This window comes from Sphingosinicella flava, assembly GCF_016025255.1.
Classification (GTDB): Bacteria; Pseudomonadota; Alphaproteobacteria; order Sphingomonadales; family Sphingomonadaceae; genus Allosphingosinicella; species Allosphingosinicella flava.
Genome location: NZ_CP065592.1, coordinates 562168 through 581774, shown reverse-complemented (window position 1 = coordinate 581774; position 19607 = coordinate 562168). Strand labels below are relative to the sequence as shown.

The following is a 19607-nucleotide window of genomic DNA, read 5'->3' as shown; positions in this document are numbered from 1 at the left end:
CCGCACTAAGCCCAGGGGTGGAGGCGCCCTGGTCCGGCATCAGTATGTTTCCAGATAAGAGACGAGCTGAGTGCCCGTGCCGACAATGCCATAAAGGGGGCCGATTGTCGGTATTGTGATGCTTGCGCCCTTGGACCCGGCCAGCAGAGCGCCATTTCCAGTGGACACTGCCGCGCCGCCGATAAATACGTCGGTTGTGCCATGATTGATAATTGTGATGGCGCCGCGCTCATCCTGCATCACAGCAATAACCGTTGGCGTAGTGCCGATCGTCACCTGCCCATGCGCGTAGGTGCGCGCACCCTGGCCGAATGTGAGCAAACGCCCCAATCGGTCAACACGCGCATCAGAGCGCTGCCCCGCCGTTAGCGCTGCCGGTTGCGCTGTTCCAACATATTTTGCGCCGATTTTGACAGGGTTGCCCGTGTCAGTCGCCCCACTCGCCGCATTGCCTTCGACCTGAGTGGCGCCGCCCGTTCCGGTTCCGCCTGCCACGGAGACGAAGAAGGGATCGCTGGCTGAATTTCCTATTCCTGAACGCATGGCGCTTCCTCAAAAAGAGTGGCGGGAGCCTAAGCCCCCGCCATCAAGTCAGAGCTTCGTGATCGGCGTCACGTCGTTGGTGTAATCCGGGCCGCCGGGGGAAACCGCGTACAGCTCCTCCTTGGTCTTGAGGCCCAAGCGCTTCATCAACGCTTTGACGTATGCCGTGCGGTTCTGGCCGTTTCGCTCCAGCCGAAGCAGGCCAGCAGCCTTTTCCTCGGGGATGGGGTTATCGGCTTTCGCGTCAACCGCATCCTCGAACGCCTCAACACCCAAGCCCAACAGCGGCTCGAACTGCATGATGTCGTCCGCGCCGAAATATTGATGCTTCGGCGGGTCACCTGGAAGCTGGCCGTCCGTCAGATACCGATAGGTGTCCTTGGCGGCTTCTTTTTCAGCATCCTTAGCACCTTCGGTGCGAGCCTTGGCCTTTTCGGCTTCGGACAGGTCGTAACCCTCAGGCGCATTGTCCTTCAGGTTGACGCCGGTTTCACTCTTCTTGGCAGTCATCGTCCTATCTCCTTAAGCCTGGCCGAACATTTCGACGCCTGCGAGCTGCGGGTTGGTCAGTGCCGTGCCCCAATCCGCATCCCAACGAACCTTCGCGGACAGGTCATTGATTTCGCCCTGACGCACATAGGTAATGTTGATGCCGAGATCGGTGGTTGCGCTCATCACGGCCCAGCCGTCTTCCGGCTCAACCGCAAAGCTGCCCGGTACGAGCAACAGCGATTCACGCTTGAAGAACGGGTTGAGCTCGGCGGTCGTGGTGTTGAGCCACGTGATCGCCGCGCCGTTCGCCGGAGTTGCCGACACGTTCTTATATTCGGAACCGGCCGAGGTGCTGCCACCGTTCGAGATGATCGCCGGAGCAACAAGGATTGTGTTGGCCGAAGGCTTGCCGACAACGCGGAAAGTCTGAAGCTGACCCGTATCCTGCTTGGTGATCATGTGGATGGAATTGACACCCGCAATGGTGAAGGCATCGCCCACCTTGATACCGGCATAGTTGGCAGAGGTGACGACAAGCTGGGAATAGCGGTTATCGACATTCTCGGTTTCGCCGGTTGCCGCTGTGGTGGTTGCTTTTGGCTCCCAATATTGGTTGGCGCCGTTGACCGTGGTTGCGCCACCCGCTGCCGACGCAAGACGGATCGACTGGTCGGACTTGTACACGTCGAAGCCAGCAATATCGATGCCGACGCGGGCGCGGGAATAAGCATCCTGCACTTCACCCGAGAAGGTCGAACGCTTGGCAAGATCACCCGCCATCGCATTGGCGACACGCGGGGCAAGGAATGCCATGCGGTCGTCATTGCCAACGCCGATTTCCGTAAAGGCTGCATCGGCAAGGCTGATGTCATCATAGCCGGTAGGCGCAACGGTGCGCTTGACGAATACAGAACCCTGTAGCGCGACAGTCTGGAACAGCGAGAAATTGATGTCGCTGGCCAGCTTCTGCTTGGCGGCGCGGCCGAACTTGTCGAGCGTGTACTGGTTGCGGCGATCCTTGGCAGACAGCTTTTTCGGAACCGACTTGTGGTAACCGATGGTGACCGGAACGGCCATATCCGTCATGTCGCCGAAATTGCTGGTCTGGTCGAAGCCGTCGAAGCTCGCCGAGATCATCGGCGCTTCAAGCCAGAACTTGTCGCCAAGGCGAACCATGTCCTGAGCGCTGGGGGGTGTGTAAAGTTCGGCACCTTTGGCGATGACGAGGGAGTCGTCGAAACCCTCGACCATATTGTCGAACATCACACGTTCTTCACGAGTGAATTGGCTTGGCATGTGGAATAGTCCCTAAGTAGCGAGGGCTGAGCCCTGTTGGCGCCGCTACTCGTGCATTCCGGTGCACGGGGACCGATGGCAGATTTCTATTGACTTAGCGGAAACCCGCGAGTCGCGCAAGTGGTTCAATCGTCTCCGTGGTTCCATTGGCGCATTGCGCTAGCCACCAGTCCGCGCACCGTGAACGATGAACTGCGTGGCCCCATGGCATAAGTGGTCCAGTAATTCTGTTCCGCAAAGGTGCCGTCTCCCATTGGGATTTCAGCATCCGAATGGCCACATATCAGAACAGCAGTGGTGACCGGCCATTCCAAGGCGCCATTTTCGAGCTCATCAGCTATCCGTCTGAGCGTCGAAACGACCTCTTCGCGCGGCTTTGGCTGGTGGAGTTGAACAACGCTCACAACCGCCCCTGCTGCCTGAGAGTCTTGCGGTATTGGATAAGCGGCGTGCGGTTGCCGGTCTTCTCGGCCTCAGCCTCAAGCCTGGCCAGCTTCGCATCCGTCGCGCCCTTGCCGTTCATGGTTCCGGCCCCTCTCACCACTCCCTCAGGCTTCGTCGTTGGCTTTCGTGACACGCGTGTCTCCATATCAAGACGGGCAACCTCACCCGCAAATTTCGCAAGGTTCGTGATGGCTTTCAGCTTATCCAGCCGGTCAGGGTTCTTACCGAGCGCGTAGACAAGTGCCGCCTTGTTATTGGCGACCTGAACGAGAATGGCCTGTTGTGCCTCGGTGAGTGAGCCGGTCACGCGATCATAGGCCGCATCGAAATCGCGAACCTTCAGGGATGCGCGCTGCGTTTCAAGCTGGCCCACGTCCGCTTCATATTCACGCTGAAGCGCTTGCTGCTGCTCGCGTTCCTGTTCCAGCCGCAGAGAGGCCTGCGTCTTGCGGTCGTTCCATGCGAGAAGGTCGCGTTCGAATGCGCCTTGGGGGTCGTCCTTGTCCCAATAGTCGTCGAGGTTCGGCTTCGGGCCTATGTCCTCAACCTTGGGAGCTGTCGCCTCCTCCAATTCGCGAAGACGCCTTTGCTGCTCTCGATAGCGGCGGCGAAGGTCTGAAATATGCTCCGGCTCGTCCTCGTCGCGCAGGTCAACACCGCCGAAGCTAATCACGTCCTCGTCTGAGGCGTCTGCATCTCCGGCTTGCTCTCCATCATCCTCGTCGCCTTCTCCCGCCTCTCCCTCGGACGTGTCTTCGGCTTCGTCGGCTTCCGGCTGATCTTCCGCGTCGAGGTCGATATCTTCCTCATCCGTCAGATCGACGATTTCAGGCTGCGTCGCCATCTTCGGCCTCCGTTACGGCTTCCGGCTCGTCATGGTTTTCCTGCGCCTGTTCCGCCTTCGGCTTGCGGCCCCGACGACTGCCCCCCGGATGTCCGTCTCCATCGCCGTCAAACTTGGCGAGTTGTGCGCGGAGAAGAGCGATCTCAGCGTCCTTCTCGGCAACTGTGGCAGCTTGGATTTGGGCCGCGCTCTGTACGTCAGGATTAGGCGACACGCCCCATCCTTCAGCCAATGCGTCGGCTTCCTCCTGTGCGTCTTCGACGATCATGGTTTCGCATTCGTACTTGCCCATAACCTTGAGCGGGATATCGCCCACCTTATGATCGGCAAGATCGCCCCCCGCCCGGTATAACATTTTAGGGTAGTCACTCATCGCCCACCTCACTCCGTTCGTTCTGCATAACCGTGTTCATCTGCTCGAAGCGCTGGCCTTCTCCCTTCATGGCAAGTTCGATTGCCTTGAGGATGCCGTCGCGCTTCTTTTCATCAATGCCCGCAAGGATTTCCGCTGTCTTAGCGCGGGCCTGCTCTGCCTTGGCTTCCGTCTCGACGGTGCGGGACTGTGCCAGCATTGCTTCCGCCTCGGCCTGTGCTGTGGCGGCTTGAATGAGCATTGCCTGAGGATCAGGCTGGGTAGCGGTGTTCTGCGCTTCCTCTTCCAGCTGCAAGCGCTCTTCTTCGCTCGGCTCGACCCAGCCTTCACGCAACCCCTGCTGACGAACCCAATTCTGGTAGCCGTCAATGCCCTCGCCTTCCATGTTGAGGATGGCGACACCAAGCGCACCGCTGGCCCAATCCATCTTCTGCGCCGCGACTGCCGTCTGCGAGATACCAAGCATGGCTCGTACCGTTGCGTCCTGCTTTGTTTTGGTGGCGGGGCCGACATCGACTTCAACGTCATAATTGCCTGCCGTAAGGTCGTTCTTGATGTAGCGCTCGCCGTTGGGGCCGATTGCAGGCTCGGATAGCTTAACCTTGGATTTGATACCCTTGTCGTCGATAGCGTCCATCTCGCGCCCCTCTTCGACATAAAGGTCCTTTGCCATCTCAAGCCAAACCGTGCCGCTCCACATGAGGGAGTTGGCGAACTGGTCACGCCAAAGATAATCATTGAGATCGGCTTCGTCGTTGACGAGCTCAATTGCCTGTGCCGATGTGTTCGAGGGAACAGCCTCTGGACGATCACTCTCCCCCATGATGTCGAGAATATCTGCCCCCGCGACCTGGATAAGAGCAGCCATGTTCGGGGAAACTTGCGCGACTGGCAGTGAGCCGGAGAGGCCGGACTGCACCACTTCGCCTTCAGCATTTCGGATAGGCTCAAGCGGAAGATAGGACGGGCGATCGACGAACCGCCGAGCCCAAATGGTAGGAATATTGCCCGGCATCTGTTCTGGTGCCGCTATTGGTGTGTCGGACGCTGGCCCAGCAGCCGCTTCGGCTAAACCAGAGACCATAAGATTGTAGAGGCGCGTGGAATCAATGACAGGACGAATGACACCCTGTGCACGCTCAATGCCGTCCACGACACAGCGGTCAGCATAATAGGGGATGATCGGGATATATTTGCCCGGGATGATACCGGCATCCTCCAGGCACTCCGCGCCGCTAAGGATGTACTTGTGGACCCGCTGCCGTTTGATGCGGCGCGCTCGAACCTCTTCCCAACCAGTGCTTAGAAGCTCGTCTTCCCGTGTCTCCCCTTCAGCGCCTTCGGTTAAATCACCGTCGTCGAGCGTTATTTCCTCGTTGGTCGCGATATTCCGGAAAGTGCGGCGCAGGACGGAACGGTCCTCCACCTCATAATATTCCGCGACGATGACGACTTCCGGCGTGACCCAATCGAAGTTCCAGTCGAGCTTACCGGTAAACGTGGACGGGTCGTGATCGGGCCACTCGGCTTCGAATGCATCACGTGTGTAGGGTGTTAGAAGAAACCCATAACGAGACTCGGATTTCGTCTCACTCAGGTCGTTGAGGTCGAAGAAGGCCCGGATGTCATAGTCGTAAATCGGCTCAAGACGTATGCGCTGGCTGTCGTTCTCTTCGTCACTCTCGTCTTCATAAACTGCCCGTAAACGCCAACCGCCCCGGCCGCCCTTGCTGCCTTCCTGGAAGGCGTTTGCATAGGCGTACTGCCCCCCGCCCGGCGTGCCGTTCTCGTCAGCGCGGTAAAGACCATCTAAGTTGTCGGCGCTGCGCTTGTCGCTGCTGCTACCCTTGGGTCGAAAGTCTACCGTCTTGCGGCTGCTGCGGTACTCGCTGAGAACGCGACGGTAAGCTCGGTAGAACTTCGGCACCTCCATCTTTGGAAAGCCGGAATCGATGGGATCACCGTTCTCATCGATGGGGCCGTCCCCGAAGGCATATTGCCCCTCCCACATAGCGCCCCGGATGGTGGCGAAACGGCGGTCGGCCAGTGATTGCAGGCGCTCTTCCCGTTCGACTGCCCAGATTGCATCGAAGCGGCGCATTGCGCGCTCATGAACTTCAGCCAGGCGCTGGGCTCTGGTCTTGCGGGCGGGGGTTTCCTGATCGGCGAGGTCTTTGGCCATGCACCGGAGAAATACTCCGCGCGCGCGTTAGAGGCGATTTGAGGATTTGTGAGGCTTTAGCTCGCCTTCGTGATCACTTTCCAAGTTTGAAGTTCAATGCTTTGAACGCGCTTCGGCTTCCATAACTGCCACCAACGCCGGTTTGGATTAGGAACCATTTTATAGAGGCCCGCGATGGTGAACATGCCGCCCTTCTTGATGTCGATCTCACTCACCGTCTAAACCCTCCTACTGTCGATGGGATGGCGACCTTGCCGCCCGTGTCACGTGCCGGTGGCTGGCCAGCAAGCATGACCTCAGTCAGCGCCCATACGAGCGCATCCGTCCTGTTCGGCGACTTCTCGCCCATGTAGCCGCCGTTGGTGAACAGCACCATTTCATCTTCCATCTCCGCAAAGCCGCCAACGTGGCTTATCCGACCCTGCTCATAGAGGGCGCTTACCGGCTCTGCTCTCACCGCCTTACCCCGGCTGGCAGTAACCTCCTTATACGGCACCTTCGCATCTGCGGTGCGGATAACCGATTTCACCATCGCGCCGCCGAAGTTCTTTTCCGCCACGATGCGATCACCTTCGAACTCGTAATATGCAGTTACAGCGATACGCGCCCATCCCTCTGGGGTAAGCTTGCAAGTGCGGTCGGCCAGCACATAGCCGCGACCGTCTATTCCCCTGCCTGCCACCACAATACCGATGGCATCCCCTTCATCGTCTCCATCCGTACCGCTGGGATCGATCGCCACGACCACCCGCGCCATCTGCGGCGCCTTTTCAACTCTGGTGGCATCTAACATCTCTCGCGTCCAAAGCGCGCCGGGTACATCATCCACGATCTCACCATCCAATTCCTGCCTCCCTAAGCGCGTGCCAGCATATTTGCTGACCACCTTCTCCATGAACGACGGAGCAAGGTTGTCGGCATTGTCCATCGTCTTGCCGCGCGTCAGGTGCGTTCCTGGTTCGGCCATAATCTCCTTGATAATCGGGATTGGTCTGGGGGTAGTCGTTACCAGCACGCGGGGATTTCCCTTTCGCATGGTGAACTGAAGCATATCCCAAGTGTCGCGCGCCTTAGAGTACTTCGCTAGCTCGTCGACCCATGCCGTATCGAACTCCGGCCCGCGCAGCTGATCGGGCTCTGTCCCATTGTAGCCGTAAGCCACGGCTCCCGATGGCCAACGCAGCCGCACTGGCTTGTATCGCACGTCCGGCGCTTCTTCTGCGGGAGTAACGGTCAGAATGCGGGGGATCATGACCTCTTCGAGGTCCTTCTGCGTCTCAGCAACCAGCGCGATCAGCTTTGCGCCATTCTTAACCCGCTTCCGTATCCATTGCGCGCCAAGCTCGGTCTTCCCGAAGCCGCGTCCTGCGAGGGCGAGCCATGTCCGCCAATGACCTTCGGGCTCAAGCTGTGTCGGCCGAGCCCAGAACTCCCAATTGTATCGAAGAGCCGCAAGCTGATCAGTGCTGAGTTGGCTCAGCCAAGCTTGCCGATCTTGCTCGCTCAACGAGGCCAGCAATTGCGCTGGCGACTGCATCAGCATCCTCTTTCACCTTTTGCTCGAATTCGATAGCGCCGCCGTCCTTGCCGGTCAGCTCTGTCTGTACGGGTATGAGTTTCGGAAGCAGCGCAGTGTAGAAAACCTTCTCGTTGTCGGGGTCTTCTTGAGCCCATTCGACAAGCCGATCAGCACCACCAAGACGCTCGAATGCTTCCGCAATCGCCTCCTTTGCGAGCTTCGTGGTTTTGTTTATCGAACCCTTTTTTCGGCCTTTGCCAGCATTGGTCAGGTTCTGCGGGTTTCCTTTTCCAGCCATTGTCTATTTTGCAGGGCGAAGAGCCCTCTCCCTCTTCTTCAGATCACACAGTCTCCGCCGCACGCTGTCCTCTGTCCGGTTAAGCGTGACGGCCATTTCCGATGCCCGGATACGAGCCTTGTGCATTTTCATGAGCCGCTGATCTTCAGCAGTTGTCCAGCGACGGAACATGCCAGTGTCGCGCCTGATTGCGCGGTGCAGGATGCGGCTTTCGAAATCGGTAAGTTCCTTCACCCGGCCCAGCTGCTCAGCGAGGTAAACGACAGCAGCATCGCCGGTGAGGATTGCGCTCGGTGCTGTACTCATTCCCCCATGCTCCTGTTGGTGTGGGTGGTGGTGAGGATTGGCTCGGGGGCCGCTTTTTCGATGGTGATTTTGAAGCTACCGGCTGATCCGATTTTCCATTGCCCCTCATGCCTGATGGTCGCCCCCGTCCCTACAAGTCGACGAGAGCTGGCGATCTTTTTGCAGCTCGCGATGATAGTGGCCGCGAACTCCTCATGAGAAGGCTCCCGCAGCTTCCTCTCAATCCTAGCGCGAAGCCAATCGCCACACATCAAGCCAACCGCGAAAATCCAAATTCCGACTGCGATGCTCATGCCAATTGCTCCGCTATCTGCTCAGGTGTCAGGGTCATGCCGCCTCCGATGCTTTGGCTTGAGCGGCCCATGCTTCGCGCAGGCCAGGAACCATTTCGAACTCTCCGCACCAGTGCCACTTGGCCATGGGTGGAAATACCTGCCAAGCGTGGCCAGAAACGATCACCGGCCCACGCGGTGCATGGCGGCGGCAAACCCCTCCGGCTTCCTTCAGAGCTGGAGAATGCCCCTCCAGAAAGAAACGGCAGCTAAGGCAGCACTCTTGAGGCTCAGGTGTCATGCTGCTGCTCCTGTGAAGAAATCGCCTTGGCGCTGGGCGTCCTCGATGCGCTTGCATGCGATGTCGAAGTATTCGGGCTCCCGCTCTATGCCGATGAACTCCCGTCCCATTTGAATGGCAGCAACGCCGGTGGTGCCCGACCCCATGAAAGGGTCGAGAATGGCACCATGGCCGCGCACCTGATCGATGCACCACTTCATCAGTTTGACGGGTTTTTGAGTGGGGTGTTCTGCGCCGTCAGTCATCAGCTCGACGCGATTAAGAACCTTGATCCGGAGTGCGCCGTGATATGAGGTCCACGCCAGTTCTCCGTCCGACTGATTGATGCGCTGCCCCTTGTCCCACACTAGCCACTTGCCGGTAGCGGGAAGCACATCAGCGAAGTAGTTCCCGCCCCAGATGATTATGTCGTCAGAGAGGGCGCGGATGGCGTCGAATATATCGCGCGCAGGGCGCTCCGCGTCCCACCCCTTGAAGTCGTAAGCCTTTCGCCCTCCGTTCCCGCCCGTCGTGCGCTTTTGCCCGTCTTTCCCGATGCCGTAGGGGGGGTCTGTCACGACAGCTCCAACCTTGGGAAGCTTCGGGAGAATGTCGCGGCAATCGCCAAGATAGAGCGTGGCAAGGCCGATCGTTTCCACTCTCATGCTGCGTCCTTCGTTATGTCGAGAGGGGGTGCTGTTTCAGCCTCCGCCGCGTCGATCTGCTCTTGCGTAAGCCAGCCGTTCGTCAGGCCGATGCGGCGGAATGATCCGGAGAGCGCGCGGATTTCATCATTCGTGAGAGGGCGGCCATCCTCACCTGGGCTAGCGATCTGCGGCTGTTCGGGCTTGGCGGCGCGTTGAATATCCTCCTGCATCCAGCGCAGGCGGCGAAGGGCGTAGCGGTGCGCGTCCATGAGCTTTTCCGCTTCCGCCCGAACGTGGCCGTCCACCTCGTTCAGGAATTGCATGGGCGTCCGGATGGCGTTGCGCGCCGCCTGCGTTGCCGCCTTGGCCGGGAAATCGCTTAGCGCCATCACAACGGCTGTGAGCCATGTCGAGCAGACTTCAGGCGCCATGCTCGGGGATATTTTCATGCCGATCGGCTTGAGCCAGTCGCGCAATCCCTTGCTACCAGGGCCGTCGAAATTGGGCTCGGCTTCGGCAAGCGGTTTCAGCCCAGATTCGTATGCGGCGATCGCGTCCTGAGGGTCGGCTCCGTTCAGAACCGCCATGCCCTTTTCGGAAGTCCAGTCGGTCGACAGGGCAAGGCGGGCAAGCTCACGCATTGAGCCATCCGCTTTTCCGGTCGTGATGAGGTCGGTTGCCATTCCCGATGCTCCTGTAACTTGTCCGTGGATCGTTGATTGAACCCCAGCCGTTTTCGGCCGCGAATTGGACAAGACGGCCAGGGGGCCACTCATCGTCCGAAAGCTCGGAAATGGATTTCAGAATACCCCGATGCGCCGTGGGGGTGTTGGTGAGCCGCTTGGCTTTCCGGTTGGCGAGAAAGTCCTCCCAATGCTGGGGGTCTACGCCATCTGGGCAAGGGAAAGCCGAAGCCGAGCCCTTACGTGCGCGCGGTGTTGTTATTTTCTCTTCAAAGAGATTAATTTCTTTAGGGGGTGTGGGGGACTTTTCTTTATCAAGAGGTTCGTCTGTGACATCACGGCTGTCACGTGACGTAACGTGACTATCGCCATCGCCCCTGTCCCTCTCCCTCTTATCCTTTTGACGTTGTGCGTCCGCAGCGCGGCGGCGTTCCAGCGCTGAAACCTCACCGGCAAGTAGGGCTACATCCGCGATTAGGTCGGCCGGGCACCCGGCTTCTATCATGCGGCGAATGATGTCTGCGCTATTCACATCGCCTCCACATGCACAATGACGGCGCCACCCTTGCGGGGCTCGGCGAACGTGATGGTGGGCTCCTCAAAGGTGCTGTCATCGACCTTGAGAGCAGCGGCGATGCCGTCCTGGTACGCCTTCATCGCAGCGATGGCGTTGTCCTTGTCAATTGGATTACGGGTCTTGGGGTGGACGGTGTAGGCAAGGCGGATAGTGCCCTCTGGAGCCTTCCAGCCTTCAGCCCGGGCCGAGAGTTCAGCCCACCCACGATGTTTCTTCCGCTCGCGTGATACAGTGCCCCAGTGGCCTCGTTTATTAGGCCAAAGCACCTTGTGCGGGAATGGTAGCTCTATCCCCCCGGCCATAGGTTAGGCCCTCACCACGTTGGCGAGGCAGAGCAGCGTCATAAAGCCGCACCAAACGGCGGTGGCCCATTGACGCTGGGAGACATGGTAGGAGCAGAAGCCCGCACAGACGAACACGCCGATGACAGCCATACTCAGGCTCTCCGCTTGGCAGCGCGCTTGGCTGCCGGTGAATAGACGTACTTGCGCTTCAGCTTGCGGATGAAGAGGCTGAGCGGCACGTTGATGCTGTAAGGCAGGCGATCGATCATTCCCCATCTCCCTCATAAGCCTTCACGACCTTGAACCAGGTGATCCGGGTCTCGTCGTTGAAGCCCTTCCAGTTCAGTTGTTTGGCCAGATACGTGCGCTCGGGAGCGGCCTTGTTCGAGAAGGCGAACATCACCTGCACCTCGTCTAGGTCGTGCCCATCCCAATGCCGGTTGCGCGGCCACTTCTTCCAGTCGGAAGAGGCTTGGCTGGTCAGAGTGATGGGCTTTGCGGCTGTCACAGTCGCGCCTCGTCAGCGCGAGGGCTGAAATGGAGAGATGTAGAAGCGCGCCCATTCGACAGGGATTTGATGCTGCTTTGCCGCGCTCTCGACATTGGCGGAGAGAAGCTCGTCGCGGGATTTTCTGATGCAAGTTGCGATGAAGGTTCCAGCACTCAAGCGGCCTCCTGCTGATTGCGCTGGCCTTCACGATGAAGAGCAAGCGCGAGGATGACCCTTTCGCGGCGCGTTAGCTTGTCGTAGCTGAACCTGCTGAGGCGCCTGATGTTATATTGGTCGCGGCGCATCATGCCGCCCTCACCAGCTTGGCAAGCTGCGCATCAATGGCGGCGCGGGCATTCTCCAAGGCGCCCCTGTTCTGGCGAACCTCTTCAAGATCGATCTCGCCATCGTCTTCAAGGGCAAGTGAAAGAGAGAAAGCGGCTGCTAGAATCTTGTTCGTCGCGGACCGGTCGGAAAGCTGGTTGGCCCGCCCCGTTTCTTCGCAAAGCCGGTCATAGGAACCAGTGAAGCGCTTCCCCCACTCTCGCTTGCCGCGCGCGAACGTGACGGCGTCCATCGCCGCGCTGCCATCGCAATATTTGGCAGCCTGGTCCTCGCTGCGCCCGAGAACGGCGCCAATGTCCGCGAAGGTGAGCTTGTCTTGGGTCTTGATCAGCGCCAGATCGGAGGCAATCGCATCCAAAACGGCGGAAGCGGAAAACACGGCCCGTTTGCCGTGGATTGTCGGACTAGTCATCGCCGATAACCTTCTGACTATGGGGGATGGGAAAAGCATTGAGCCAGCGCCAGTCGCGCTCACGCTCGGGATTGATGTCCCCGGCGCACTTGGCCGTGACACCGGGGACCGTGGTGCCGCAGGAGGGAAAATCGGCACCGGAAGAAGGCTCAACGCCCCCAGCGGGCGGGGAAGGATTGCCGCTGGGGACGGAGCTTGCCGACATACCCCCTGGAGCGTCGGCGAGAAGTTGGGAGAAGATGGATTCGACCAGATCAGGATCGGCTTCATCGTAAAGCCGCTTGTCGATTGGCTTCTTTCCGAACAGGCGGGAGAGACGGCGCATCTACCGCCCCCCGGCGACAGCGCGTGCCGCCTCAATGGGGATGTAGATATAGCGGCCGGGCCTACTGCCTCCGCGAATGATGATCGCACCCGAAAGGACTTCTACGCGCGGCATATGCTGGATGGATGCGCTTGCGCCATTGTGAGATGGTGTCAGGGTCGAGGACAGCCGCGTCATGCCGCTGCTGCCTCAGTCTTCCCAGTGGATGGGGAGGGGAAAGGGCGGCTGGACTTGTTCAACTTGGCGACCGGCTTATTGCGCGCGATCAGGGCCTCCAGCGCGAGCTGTGTGCGCTCGTCGACTGGCAGGTCTCCTGTTTCGAAACGGCTGACCGTTGTTTGATGGACGCCGAGCTTGGCCGCAAGATCAGCTTGCGAAAGCCCTAATGCTAATCGGGTCTCTCTGACGATGCTCATGTTTAATGTATATGCGCATACGAATGCAAAGCGCAATAGGCTTTATGCGTTTGCGAATAGGTGTTCTTTTAAGCCGGTTGTATGCGCATGCGCATGAAACACCCGATTCTCTATCACAATGTGCAAGCCCTGCTTCGGCGCCTGAAAGAGGACCAGACAGTGTTCGCCGATAGACTGGGTGTGAGCCAGGGCACTGTTTCGAGATGGGGCATTCTGTCTGTGCCAAGGGGATCGGCCCTTACGGACCTCGCCGACCTTGCCGGGGTGACGCCCAAGGAGTTTCTAAAGCAAAAACTATCGGAAGAAGCGCCTGTTAAGAACCTTCCACCAGGCCCCGGCATCACGCTTCCTAATGAAGACGTGCTGACAGAGGTGTTTGCAGGGCTTTTAGAGACGATCGATGTAGACCCGGACCAAGACGGGCGCGCGCAAAAGCTCGCGAAGAGCTTTCCAGCTGCTCTTCAATTTGCCTCAAATCCTCCAAAAGGCCGGGCCGCTTTGCGCAAGAAAGTTCGCGAAGCGTCAGCTCGTGACGGCGGCGAAGATCGGCCATTGCAATCACGATAGTTGCGCAACGCAGCGAACACTCCTGGCAACCCTCTCCACAAGCTGGCTCATCCAGCAGCAAATCAGCCATACCGCACCCGAATCGTTGTTCTTATTTTGTTCTTTTACACCGATTCGGAGCTGTAGGAAAATTCCTATTGGACGAACCATCGCAATCTTGTTGCGTAGTCACTACGCATGTTCTATGCGTGCTAACAACGCAAAGAGGTTGGCTATGGACGAAATGCGTAAAGAAGCATCTGCGAAGGGGGGCAAAGTGCGGGCGCAAAGACTAACGAAGGAACAGCGGTCGGAGAGCGCACGCATCGCGGCGATGACTCGCTGGGCTGGGGAAGGCAAAGCACAGCCTGTTCTGGCTAAGTACGGTGCCCCCGACAGGCCCTTACGCATCGGGGACATTGAGATTCCCTGCTACGTGCTGGGCGACGGCACGCGCGTCTTAGCCCAACGAGGATTGCAGGGGGGTATTGGCCTGTCGCTCGGCGGCGGGAAATCTGGCGCGCGCCGAATTGCCGAATTGATGACAAGTTTAGCTGAAAAAGGGGTTGATATCAGAGGCTTAACCGCGCGCGTCAATTCTCCAATTCGCTTCATACCACCGCATGGCGGGAACCCTGCGGATGGCTACGAGGCGACGATTCTGCCGGACATCTGTGCCGTCATCATTGATGCGGCTAATCAAGGGAAATTAGGAGCGCAGCGGAGGCATCTCGCTGAAAGGGCGGCGGTTCTTCAGCATGGCTTTGCCACCGTAGGCATTTTGGCGCTTGTAGATGAAGCCACCGGTTATCAGGACTATCGGCAGAGGGACGCGCTTGCGGAGATTCTACGGAAGTTCGTGGCCAAAGAGCTTCAGCCATGGATCCCTACTTTTCCCGTCGAATTCTACCGCCAAATCTATCGCCTGAACGGCTGGGAGTTCAACGAGCAGAGCAATGCGCGACCTGGCGTAATTGGCCACTGGACGAACAATATCGTGTACAGAAGACTGGCGCCCGGCGTGTGGGAGGAGTTGAATCGCCAGACGCCGCGCAGCGAACGCGGAAATCTCCGGCACAAGCTGTTCCAGCGACTTACGGATGATATCGGCCATCCGAAGCTCAGGGAGCATTTGGCAGCAGTTGTGATGCTCATGAAATATTCGCCCGACTGGCGAGTGTTTATGGAGCGCATCGATAAGGAGTTCCCGCAATGGGGCTCCAACTATCTATTGCCATATCCAGACGATTATGCCCCGCCAGGTGGCGACAATTCTACTCTGCTTCTGACTAGTGCTTAGCAGCTGCTTTTAAGACAATCCCCGCTCGCCGCTTGATGAGTGGCAATTAGCCCCGCCTAGCGCGGGGCTTTTTGTATCTACTGCCCTGCCCTACTTCCGCGTCTCCTCACACACGTTTAAGCCGCCGTACTCCGCGACGGTGCCGCATTTGTAACCACACTCATAATCGCCCGCGTCCGGATCTGGCATTGAGCGCAGACGATCAATTGCGGCGATCTGGCAGTGTTCGAAGGTTTTGAACCCTCGAATTGTCTCGACCTTCGTCATATCAGCGCGATCCGAATAGACATAGGCATCCCATTGGTCCGGCCGCGTATCGCCCTCGCAGGCTGATGCAAGCACGGCCGCCGCTACAAGACTCAAAACCCGCATCTGATCCTCCCTCGGCGCGAGGATAGCAGAAACACCCGACAAAATAAAAATGCGCGAACGCATAAAAAGCACTTGCCTATTTACATTCGTATGCGCATACGTATGTCTATCGCCACCTGATCAGCTTCGGACGAAGACGGTGGCTCCTGATGGAGATGCACGATGTTCTCAATCTTCAAAACCGCCCGCGAGAATGCGCGCAAGGCTGCTGAATATGATGCGATTGCCAAAGAGCTTGGAGTCGATTTTGAAGGCTGGTCTAGCCCCTCCGAGCAAGGAGTCGATTTTGAAGGCTGGTCTAGCCTCTCCGAGCAAGTTGCGGGCCTGAAAGAGGACCGCGAATTCAACCTGAACCGGCGCATCGAGCTTGCGATCGATCTCCGAATTGTGCGGGCCGAGAACAAGAAACTAGCGACCGAAATCGAGGCCATCAAAGCCCAACGTCGCGCCAACCTCAAGCAGTTCCAGCCCAAGGCTGCTGCCGAGAAGAAGGTGGATGCGTGATGAGCGCTGAAGCTGAAATCCAGGGCAAAGGCGAGGGCGGCGATTGGCGTGATTTTGCCGGCGACTTTCTAATCTTCCGCAAGCTCCCGCGCGGCCTCAGCAAGAAGGTCGCTGGCGGCAAGCTCCCGCGCTTTCGACACAAGACCATGGAGAGCGCCCGCGCGGAAGTCGCCCGCCTTCATGGCAAGCATCCCGAAAGCACCTTCGTCATCATGCAGGAGGTTGCCCGCTTCAAGGGCGCGCCTGCCGAGCAGAAGCTGGAGCAAGCGGCATGACCGATCATCCCAAACTTACAGAGAGGGACGCTGACAAGTTCGTCCTGTTCGATGCTGGCTGGTCAGACCGCTTTTCGCGATATGAGGTTCGCGAGATCGAAAAGGTCACGCCCAAGCTGATTAAGCTGGCGCGTGGCGGATACCCCGGCCAGATCAAGCACGAAAAAGCCGTTGCTGTGCATGAAAGCCGCGATGTTCTTCTCCTTATCGCGCAAAGCATGGCGGGCATTCATGGGGAGTATCAGCGCCGCTGCGAGGCTGCGGAGCGAGACTGCAGCGCACGAATAGATGCCGCCCGAGAGGCGAAGCAAAAGGCGATCGCGCGCCTGGTCGAAGGGGTATCCAAATGACCCCCAAGCTCACCGATAAGGAAGTCCAAGGGGGCTGGATTGAGTGGAATGGCGGTAGGTGCCCGCTGAGCCAACCGGCTATTGATGTCCGGTATCGTGACGGCTCGTCAGATCGCTTGCCATATAGCTGCTTGGACGATGACGCCTCTTGGGAGCATGATCCCGAAGACGCTGGCGCTGACATCATCTCATACCGCCTGGTGCAGCAATGACCCGCGCCGCTCTCCCCAAGCTCGCTGATCTAGAGCCACAGGACGACCGCGCCGAACGCGCCCACGCCGTTCTCGCCGACCAAAAGGCGCGGCTTGAGCTTGTCATAGCCGAGAATGCCTTCCCGTTCACCACGGCAGAAGCGCGTCAGCTGCTTCGCCAGGTCAACCGTGAGTTGTCCCGCGATCCGGAAGCGATGGTTGCCATGATGGGCTTCCACGGCCCGAACGGATGGGGGCCGCGTGTCGATCACGTCTGCGACATGGCGGCGCGTCATTCACGCATGAATGTGTCTGCGGTCGCTGCTGGCCGGGAGAGCTCTTGGCTCAAGCATTGGAGGCCGATCCCATGAAGCGCGCCCTCAACGCACTGCTCAACATGAATGAGCGTGAAGCCGCTGCCTTGGTCATCATGGCTGTCATGCTCTCGTACAACGTGGCGAATTGGAGGCTTTGGTAATGTATCAGCCTGGCAAAACACATGCGGAGCAGCTTCCCGCTCTTCGCGCGCGCAATGAGGCATGGAAGGCAGAACACCTTCCCCGCCTGCGCGCCGAAACAGAGCGCCGTCGTGAAGAGCGCGCCCGTGTGACCGCGCTGGTCCGGGATGGCGTGTCTCGCCTCGATCTTTCTGCCGACGACATCGCCGCAATCGAGCGCGTCACCGGCTTAGTCCTTCATCTGGAAAGGGGGCTGTGATGGCCGCTCAATTTACACCGGGGCCGTGGCCCGTGAAGCGCTCAGGGGACGGCAAGCGGTACATCGTGGGTGATGGGCTAGTCGAAGGCCCGCACGGCTACGAGGTTGCAGAGGTCTATTCAGACGATTGCGACCCGGACGAAGCCAAGGCCAACGCCCACCTGATCGCTTCCGCTCCTGAGCTTGTCGATGCTTGCGAAGATTCGCTCAAGACGCTGACTGCCGAAACCATCGGCACGATCCATATGGACGATCCGGACTGGTACCTGGCCGTAGACCGCGCCGTTAGCAAGCTACGCGCCGCCTTGTCCAAAGCCCGTGGCGAAACCCCTTCTACTCTTAACCTGGAAGGGGAGAGGGGATGAGCGCGGCAGGACGCATTGCAGAGGATTATCTTCTCGGTGAAGCCGATACCTTGCAGGCGATTGCGGAGGGTTACGCCGCCGCCGTCCAGACCGGCAAGTTTGCCAACAGGTCGATTAAACCTGAGCAGGCTCGTCTATTCGCAGCAGAGTTCCGAACGCGAGCTGACGCGCTCTACATCATCGCGCCGTCGCTTCGACAGCATTTGGAAAGCGGCCTGTCTCGTGCCTCTCTCAATAGAGGAGAGGGGGGATGAGGAACCTAAAGGATGGGCGCGCCCCTTCGGGTCAGGCTCTCGTCTCCGATCAAGCCGCTTCGCGTCTTGCCCCTTCGGGCTTCGATCCTTCGCGCAAGGAAATCTGACCATGAAGAACAAGCTATCCGATCTGAACAATCACCTTTTCGCTCAGCTTGAGCGTCTTGGCGAGGAAGGTCTTTCCTCCGAGCAGATCGAGCAGGAGTCCAAGCGCGGCGAAGCCATTGTAGCCGTTGCCGAACAGATCGTGCGCAACGCCGATTTGCAGCTGAAGGCCGCCACGCTCCTCGCCAATCATGGCGGGGTTGTCGCTCGGCACCTGCCGATGCTGGAATGGGCGCAACAGCCGCCGCAACTGGCGCTTGCCGTCGCGCCGACCGCCAGCTGGTGCGACCAGTGCGAGGCCCGTGTGTCGCCGGAAGAAGCCGCGCGCTGCAAGGACGCTCATTGCAAGGCAAAGGCCGCAGCATGAAGGGCCGTGCGATCCCCTACAGCGCCGAGGAAATGGCATGGCTTGAGGAAAACCGCCTCATGGTCATTAGCGACTATACCGTAGCCTTCAACGCGCGCTTTGGGCGGAACATCGACGCCAAGAACCTTCATGCCCTCCGCAAACGCAAGGGCTGGAAAACAGGCCGCACCGGCTGTTTCGCGAAGGGGCAGGAGCCGCACAACAAGGGCAAGCCTTGCGCTCCCGGCAAAGGCGGACGCCACCCGAACGCGCGCAAGACACAGTTCCGAAAGGGAAACCGCACCGGACGCGCCAACCTGAACTATCAGCCGATTGGTACGGAGCGGATCACCGAAGACGGCTATCGCGAACGCAAGATCCATGACGGCTTGCCGATGCAGTCACGCTGGCAGCTGGTGCAACGCATCGAGTGGGAGAAGGCGAACGGCCCCATACCTGAAGGCTATGCGCTCAAATGCCTAAACGGTGACAAGTTTAACACCGATCCGTCGAATTGGGAGCCGATCCATCGCGGGGTTCTTGCTCGCCTAAACGGGGGCCGCTTCAGAAAAACGATCCCTTATGACGCCGCCGCGCCGGAACTTAAGCCAACGATCATGGCGCTGGCCAAACTGAAGCATGCCGCCCGCCGCGCACGTGATAGCGATGGAAGCCCGAAGGGCCGAGACGCGAAGCAAGGCTCGGCGCGCAGCGCGACAGCGCGGGCCGCAAGGCATCGCCCAGAAACCCCCATTTCCACCCCCCTAAACCAAGAAGGGAAAGCGTGATGGATCTATCACCTGAACTTTCTGCTGAGCGTGACGCGCTTCTGGAACGCGGGCGCTGCTTTGACCGCGCGCTAGCTGCAGCAATCGCGCGGGACGACGAACGCTACGAGCGCGAGATGGACCGCTTCTGGTCACTCGATCCTAGCAATTCTCGTAGAGCGGTGGAGGCTTAGATGGCGAAGCTGTCTTCGACAGAGGCTCAAACCCTTCTGGCGTGGCATGGCTGCTCTGCGGGCTACGGCTTTGGCTTCGAGATGGCTGCCGGCAATTGCTCCACGCCTCGTCACGGCATCCGCAGAGCCGTTCGCGCCCTCGCCCGCAAAGGCATGCTCCAATACGAGCGCATGCTTTTCTTCGAAGACGAAAACAAGATGGGCGCCGGCTACACGCTGACCGAAGCTGGCCGCGCCCTCCTCGACGAAATGGAGGATCGCCATGAAAATTGAGCGTACCGGAATGTCAGAGA

General features: G+C 59.0%; 33 protein-coding genes. 11 read left to right on the top strand and 22 right to left on the bottom strand.

Going from position 1 to position 19607, the window contains the following annotated elements; all coding sequences use genetic code 11:
- Positions 1–39 precede the first annotated feature (39 nt).
- From IC614_RS03045 to IC614_RS02950, 20 genes are all read right to left on the bottom strand, one after another.
- Positions 40–543 carry a hypothetical protein gene (locus IC614_RS03045; RefSeq protein WP_200972265.1) on the bottom strand — a complete coding sequence of 168 codons (504 nt, stop codon included), beginning with the start codon at positions 541–543 and terminating at the stop codon, positions 40–42.
- Between the two features lie 48 nt (positions 544–591).
- On the bottom strand, positions 592–1053 hold the full coding sequence (locus IC614_RS03040) for a hypothetical protein (RefSeq protein WP_200972264.1): 462 nt from the start codon (positions 1051–1053) through the stop codon (positions 592–594).
- A gap of 12 nt (positions 1054–1065) precedes the next feature.
- Positions 1066–2331, bottom strand: coding sequence for a P22 phage major capsid protein family protein (locus tag IC614_RS03035; protein WP_200972263.1), 1266 nt, complete (start codon positions 2329–2331; stop codon positions 1066–1068).
- Positions 2332–2731: 400 nt separating this feature from the next.
- Complete coding sequence (locus IC614_RS03025; protein ID WP_200972261.1) at positions 2732–3619, bottom strand: hypothetical protein; 888 nt, start codon at positions 3617–3619, stop codon at positions 2732–2734.
- Positions 3603–3935 (bottom strand): hypothetical protein, encoded by a 333-nt coding sequence (locus IC614_RS03020; protein ID WP_200972260.1) that lies wholly within the window; start codon positions 3933–3935, stop codon positions 3603–3605. The genes IC614_RS03025 and IC614_RS03020 overlap by 17 nt, the downstream gene beginning before the upstream one ends.
- Before the next feature lie 49 nt (positions 3936–3984).
- The gene (locus tag IC614_RS03015; RefSeq protein ID WP_200972259.1) at positions 3985–6174 is read right to left on the bottom strand and encodes a portal protein; all 2190 of its coding nucleotides are present in this window, start codon (positions 6172–6174) and stop codon (positions 3985–3987) included.
- Between the two features lie 56 nt (positions 6175–6230).
- On the bottom strand, positions 6231–6389 hold the full coding sequence (locus tag IC614_RS03010; protein WP_200972258.1) for a hypothetical protein: 159 nt from the start codon (positions 6387–6389) through the stop codon (positions 6231–6233).
- Entirely contained in the window at positions 6386–7717 is a 1332-nt protein-coding gene (locus tag IC614_RS03005; protein ID WP_226372709.1) for a DNA-packaging protein, read from the bottom strand. Before IC614_RS03005 ends, IC614_RS03010 begins: the two co-directional genes overlap by 4 nt.
- A complete protein-coding gene (locus IC614_RS03000; protein ID WP_200972257.1) occupies positions 7635–7991 on the bottom strand; it encodes a hypothetical protein in 357 nt (118 codons plus the stop codon). Before IC614_RS03000 ends, IC614_RS03005 begins: the two co-directional genes overlap by 83 nt.
- A gap of 3 nt (positions 7992–7994) precedes the next feature.
- Positions 7995–8297 carry a hypothetical protein gene (locus IC614_RS02995; RefSeq protein ID WP_200972256.1) on the bottom strand — a complete coding sequence of 101 codons (303 nt, stop codon included), beginning with the start codon at positions 8295–8297 and terminating at the stop codon, positions 7995–7997.
- Complete coding sequence (locus IC614_RS02990; protein WP_200972255.1) at positions 8294–8590, bottom strand: hypothetical protein; 297 nt, start codon at positions 8588–8590, stop codon at positions 8294–8296. The genes IC614_RS02995 and IC614_RS02990 overlap by 4 nt, the downstream gene beginning before the upstream one ends.
- A gap of 276 nt (positions 8591–8866) precedes the next feature.
- A complete protein-coding gene (locus IC614_RS12310; RefSeq protein WP_318963348.1) occupies positions 8867–9514 on the bottom strand; it encodes a DNA-methyltransferase in 648 nt (215 codons plus the stop codon).
- Positions 9511–10179, bottom strand: a complete 669-nt coding sequence (locus tag IC614_RS02980) for a hypothetical protein (protein ID WP_200972254.1) — start codon at positions 10177–10179, stop codon at positions 9511–9513. Before IC614_RS02980 ends, IC614_RS12310 begins: the two co-directional genes overlap by 4 nt.
- On the bottom strand, positions 10130–10711 hold the full coding sequence (locus IC614_RS02975; protein ID WP_200972253.1) for a hypothetical protein: 582 nt from the start codon (positions 10709–10711) through the stop codon (positions 10130–10132). Before IC614_RS02975 ends, IC614_RS02980 begins: the two co-directional genes overlap by 50 nt.
- The gene (locus tag IC614_RS02970; protein ID WP_207791146.1) at positions 10708–11022 is read right to left on the bottom strand and encodes a hypothetical protein; all 315 of its coding nucleotides are present in this window, start codon (positions 11020–11022) and stop codon (positions 10708–10710) included. The genes IC614_RS02975 and IC614_RS02970 overlap by 4 nt, the downstream gene beginning before the upstream one ends.
- 283 nt (positions 11023–11305) lie before the next feature.
- The gene (locus tag IC614_RS02965) at positions 11306–11548 is read right to left on the bottom strand and encodes a hypothetical protein (protein ID WP_200972251.1); all 243 of its coding nucleotides are present in this window, start codon (positions 11546–11548) and stop codon (positions 11306–11308) included.
- Between the two features lie 155 nt (positions 11549–11703).
- The gene (locus IC614_RS12385; protein WP_264175502.1) at positions 11704–11838 is read right to left on the bottom strand and encodes a hypothetical protein; all 135 of its coding nucleotides are present in this window, start codon (positions 11836–11838) and stop codon (positions 11704–11706) included.
- Positions 11835–12287 (bottom strand): hypothetical protein, encoded by a 453-nt coding sequence (locus tag IC614_RS02960; protein WP_200972250.1) that lies wholly within the window; start codon positions 12285–12287, stop codon positions 11835–11837. The genes IC614_RS12385 and IC614_RS02960 overlap by 4 nt, the downstream gene beginning before the upstream one ends.
- The gene (locus IC614_RS02955) at positions 12280–12612 is read right to left on the bottom strand and encodes a hypothetical protein (protein ID WP_200972249.1); all 333 of its coding nucleotides are present in this window, start codon (positions 12610–12612) and stop codon (positions 12280–12282) included. The genes IC614_RS02960 and IC614_RS02955 overlap by 8 nt, the downstream gene beginning before the upstream one ends.
- A 173-nt stretch (positions 12613–12785) precedes the next feature.
- Positions 12786–13028 carry a helix-turn-helix domain-containing protein gene (locus tag IC614_RS02950; protein WP_200972248.1) on the bottom strand — a complete coding sequence of 81 codons (243 nt, stop codon included), beginning with the start codon at positions 13026–13028 and terminating at the stop codon, positions 12786–12788.
- Between the two features lie 87 nt (positions 13029–13115).
- Here IC614_RS02950 and IC614_RS02945 point away from each other — a divergent pair, with 87 nt between their 5' ends.
- Together IC614_RS02945 and IC614_RS02940 are read left to right on the top strand one after the other, a co-directional pair.
- Entirely contained in the window at positions 13116–13595 is a 480-nt protein-coding gene (locus IC614_RS02945) for a helix-turn-helix domain-containing protein (RefSeq protein ID WP_207791145.1), read from the top strand.
- A gap of 214 nt (positions 13596–13809) precedes the next feature.
- Positions 13810–14874, top strand: coding sequence for a P63C domain-containing protein (locus IC614_RS02940; RefSeq protein ID WP_200972246.1), 1065 nt, complete (start codon positions 13810–13812; stop codon positions 14872–14874).
- 90 nt (positions 14875–14964) lie between these two features.
- On the opposite strand, the gene IC614_RS02935 is transcribed toward IC614_RS02940, so the two are convergent.
- Positions 14965–15309, bottom strand: coding sequence for a hypothetical protein (locus IC614_RS02935; protein WP_200972245.1), 345 nt, complete (start codon positions 15307–15309; stop codon positions 14965–14967).
- 99 nt (positions 15310–15408) lie between these two features.
- Here IC614_RS02935 and IC614_RS02930 point away from each other — a divergent pair, with 99 nt between their 5' ends.
- The 3 genes from IC614_RS02930 to IC614_RS02920 are packed head-to-tail and all read left to right on the top strand — an operon-like array spanning position 15409 to position 16375.
- Positions 15409–15750: a hypothetical protein gene (locus IC614_RS02930; RefSeq protein ID WP_200972244.1), complete on the top strand. Its 342-nt coding sequence runs from the start codon at positions 15409–15411 to the stop codon at positions 15748–15750.
- Positions 15750–16025 (top strand): hypothetical protein, encoded by a 276-nt coding sequence (locus IC614_RS02925; RefSeq protein ID WP_200972243.1) that lies wholly within the window; start codon positions 15750–15752, stop codon positions 16023–16025. Before IC614_RS02930 ends, IC614_RS02925 begins: the two co-directional genes overlap by 1 nt.
- Complete coding sequence (locus IC614_RS02920; protein WP_200972242.1) at positions 16022–16375, top strand: hypothetical protein; 354 nt, start codon at positions 16022–16024, stop codon at positions 16373–16375. Before IC614_RS02925 ends, IC614_RS02920 begins: the two co-directional genes overlap by 4 nt.
- Before the next feature lie 241 nt (positions 16376–16616).
- Here the strand turns inward: IC614_RS02920 and IC614_RS02915 are convergent, their stop codons facing one another.
- Complete coding sequence (locus IC614_RS02915; RefSeq protein ID WP_200972241.1) at positions 16617–16862, bottom strand: hypothetical protein; 246 nt, start codon at positions 16860–16862, stop codon at positions 16617–16619.
- A 181-nt stretch (positions 16863–17043) separates the two neighbouring features.
- On the opposite strand from IC614_RS02915, the gene IC614_RS02910 reads away from it, so the two are divergent.
- The 6 genes from IC614_RS02910 (at position 17044) to IC614_RS02885 (ending at position 19587) form a co-directional block, all read left to right on the top strand.
- The gene (locus IC614_RS02910) at positions 17044–17283 is read left to right on the top strand and encodes a hypothetical protein (protein ID WP_200972240.1); all 240 of its coding nucleotides are present in this window, start codon (positions 17044–17046) and stop codon (positions 17281–17283) included.
- On the top strand, positions 17283–17648 hold the full coding sequence (locus tag IC614_RS02905; RefSeq protein ID WP_200972239.1) for a hypothetical protein: 366 nt from the start codon (positions 17283–17285) through the stop codon (positions 17646–17648). Before IC614_RS02910 ends, IC614_RS02905 begins: the two co-directional genes overlap by 1 nt.
- A complete protein-coding gene (locus IC614_RS02900; RefSeq protein ID WP_200972238.1) occupies positions 17645–17902 on the top strand; it encodes a hypothetical protein in 258 nt (85 codons plus the stop codon). Before IC614_RS02905 ends, IC614_RS02900 begins: the two co-directional genes overlap by 4 nt.
- A 109-nt stretch (positions 17903–18011) precedes the next feature.
- Positions 18012–18374, top strand: coding sequence for a hypothetical protein (locus IC614_RS12305; protein ID WP_226372708.1), 363 nt, complete (start codon positions 18012–18014; stop codon positions 18372–18374).
- Positions 18371–19141, top strand: a complete 771-nt coding sequence (locus IC614_RS02890) for an HNH endonuclease (RefSeq protein ID WP_200972237.1) — start codon at positions 18371–18373, stop codon at positions 19139–19141. The genes IC614_RS12305 and IC614_RS02890 overlap by 4 nt, the downstream gene beginning before the upstream one ends.
- Positions 19142–19314: 173 nt before the next feature.
- On the top strand, positions 19315–19587 hold the full coding sequence (locus tag IC614_RS02885) for a helix-turn-helix domain-containing protein (protein ID WP_200972236.1): 273 nt from the start codon (positions 19315–19317) through the stop codon (positions 19585–19587).
- Positions 19588–19607 lie beyond the last annotated feature (20 nt).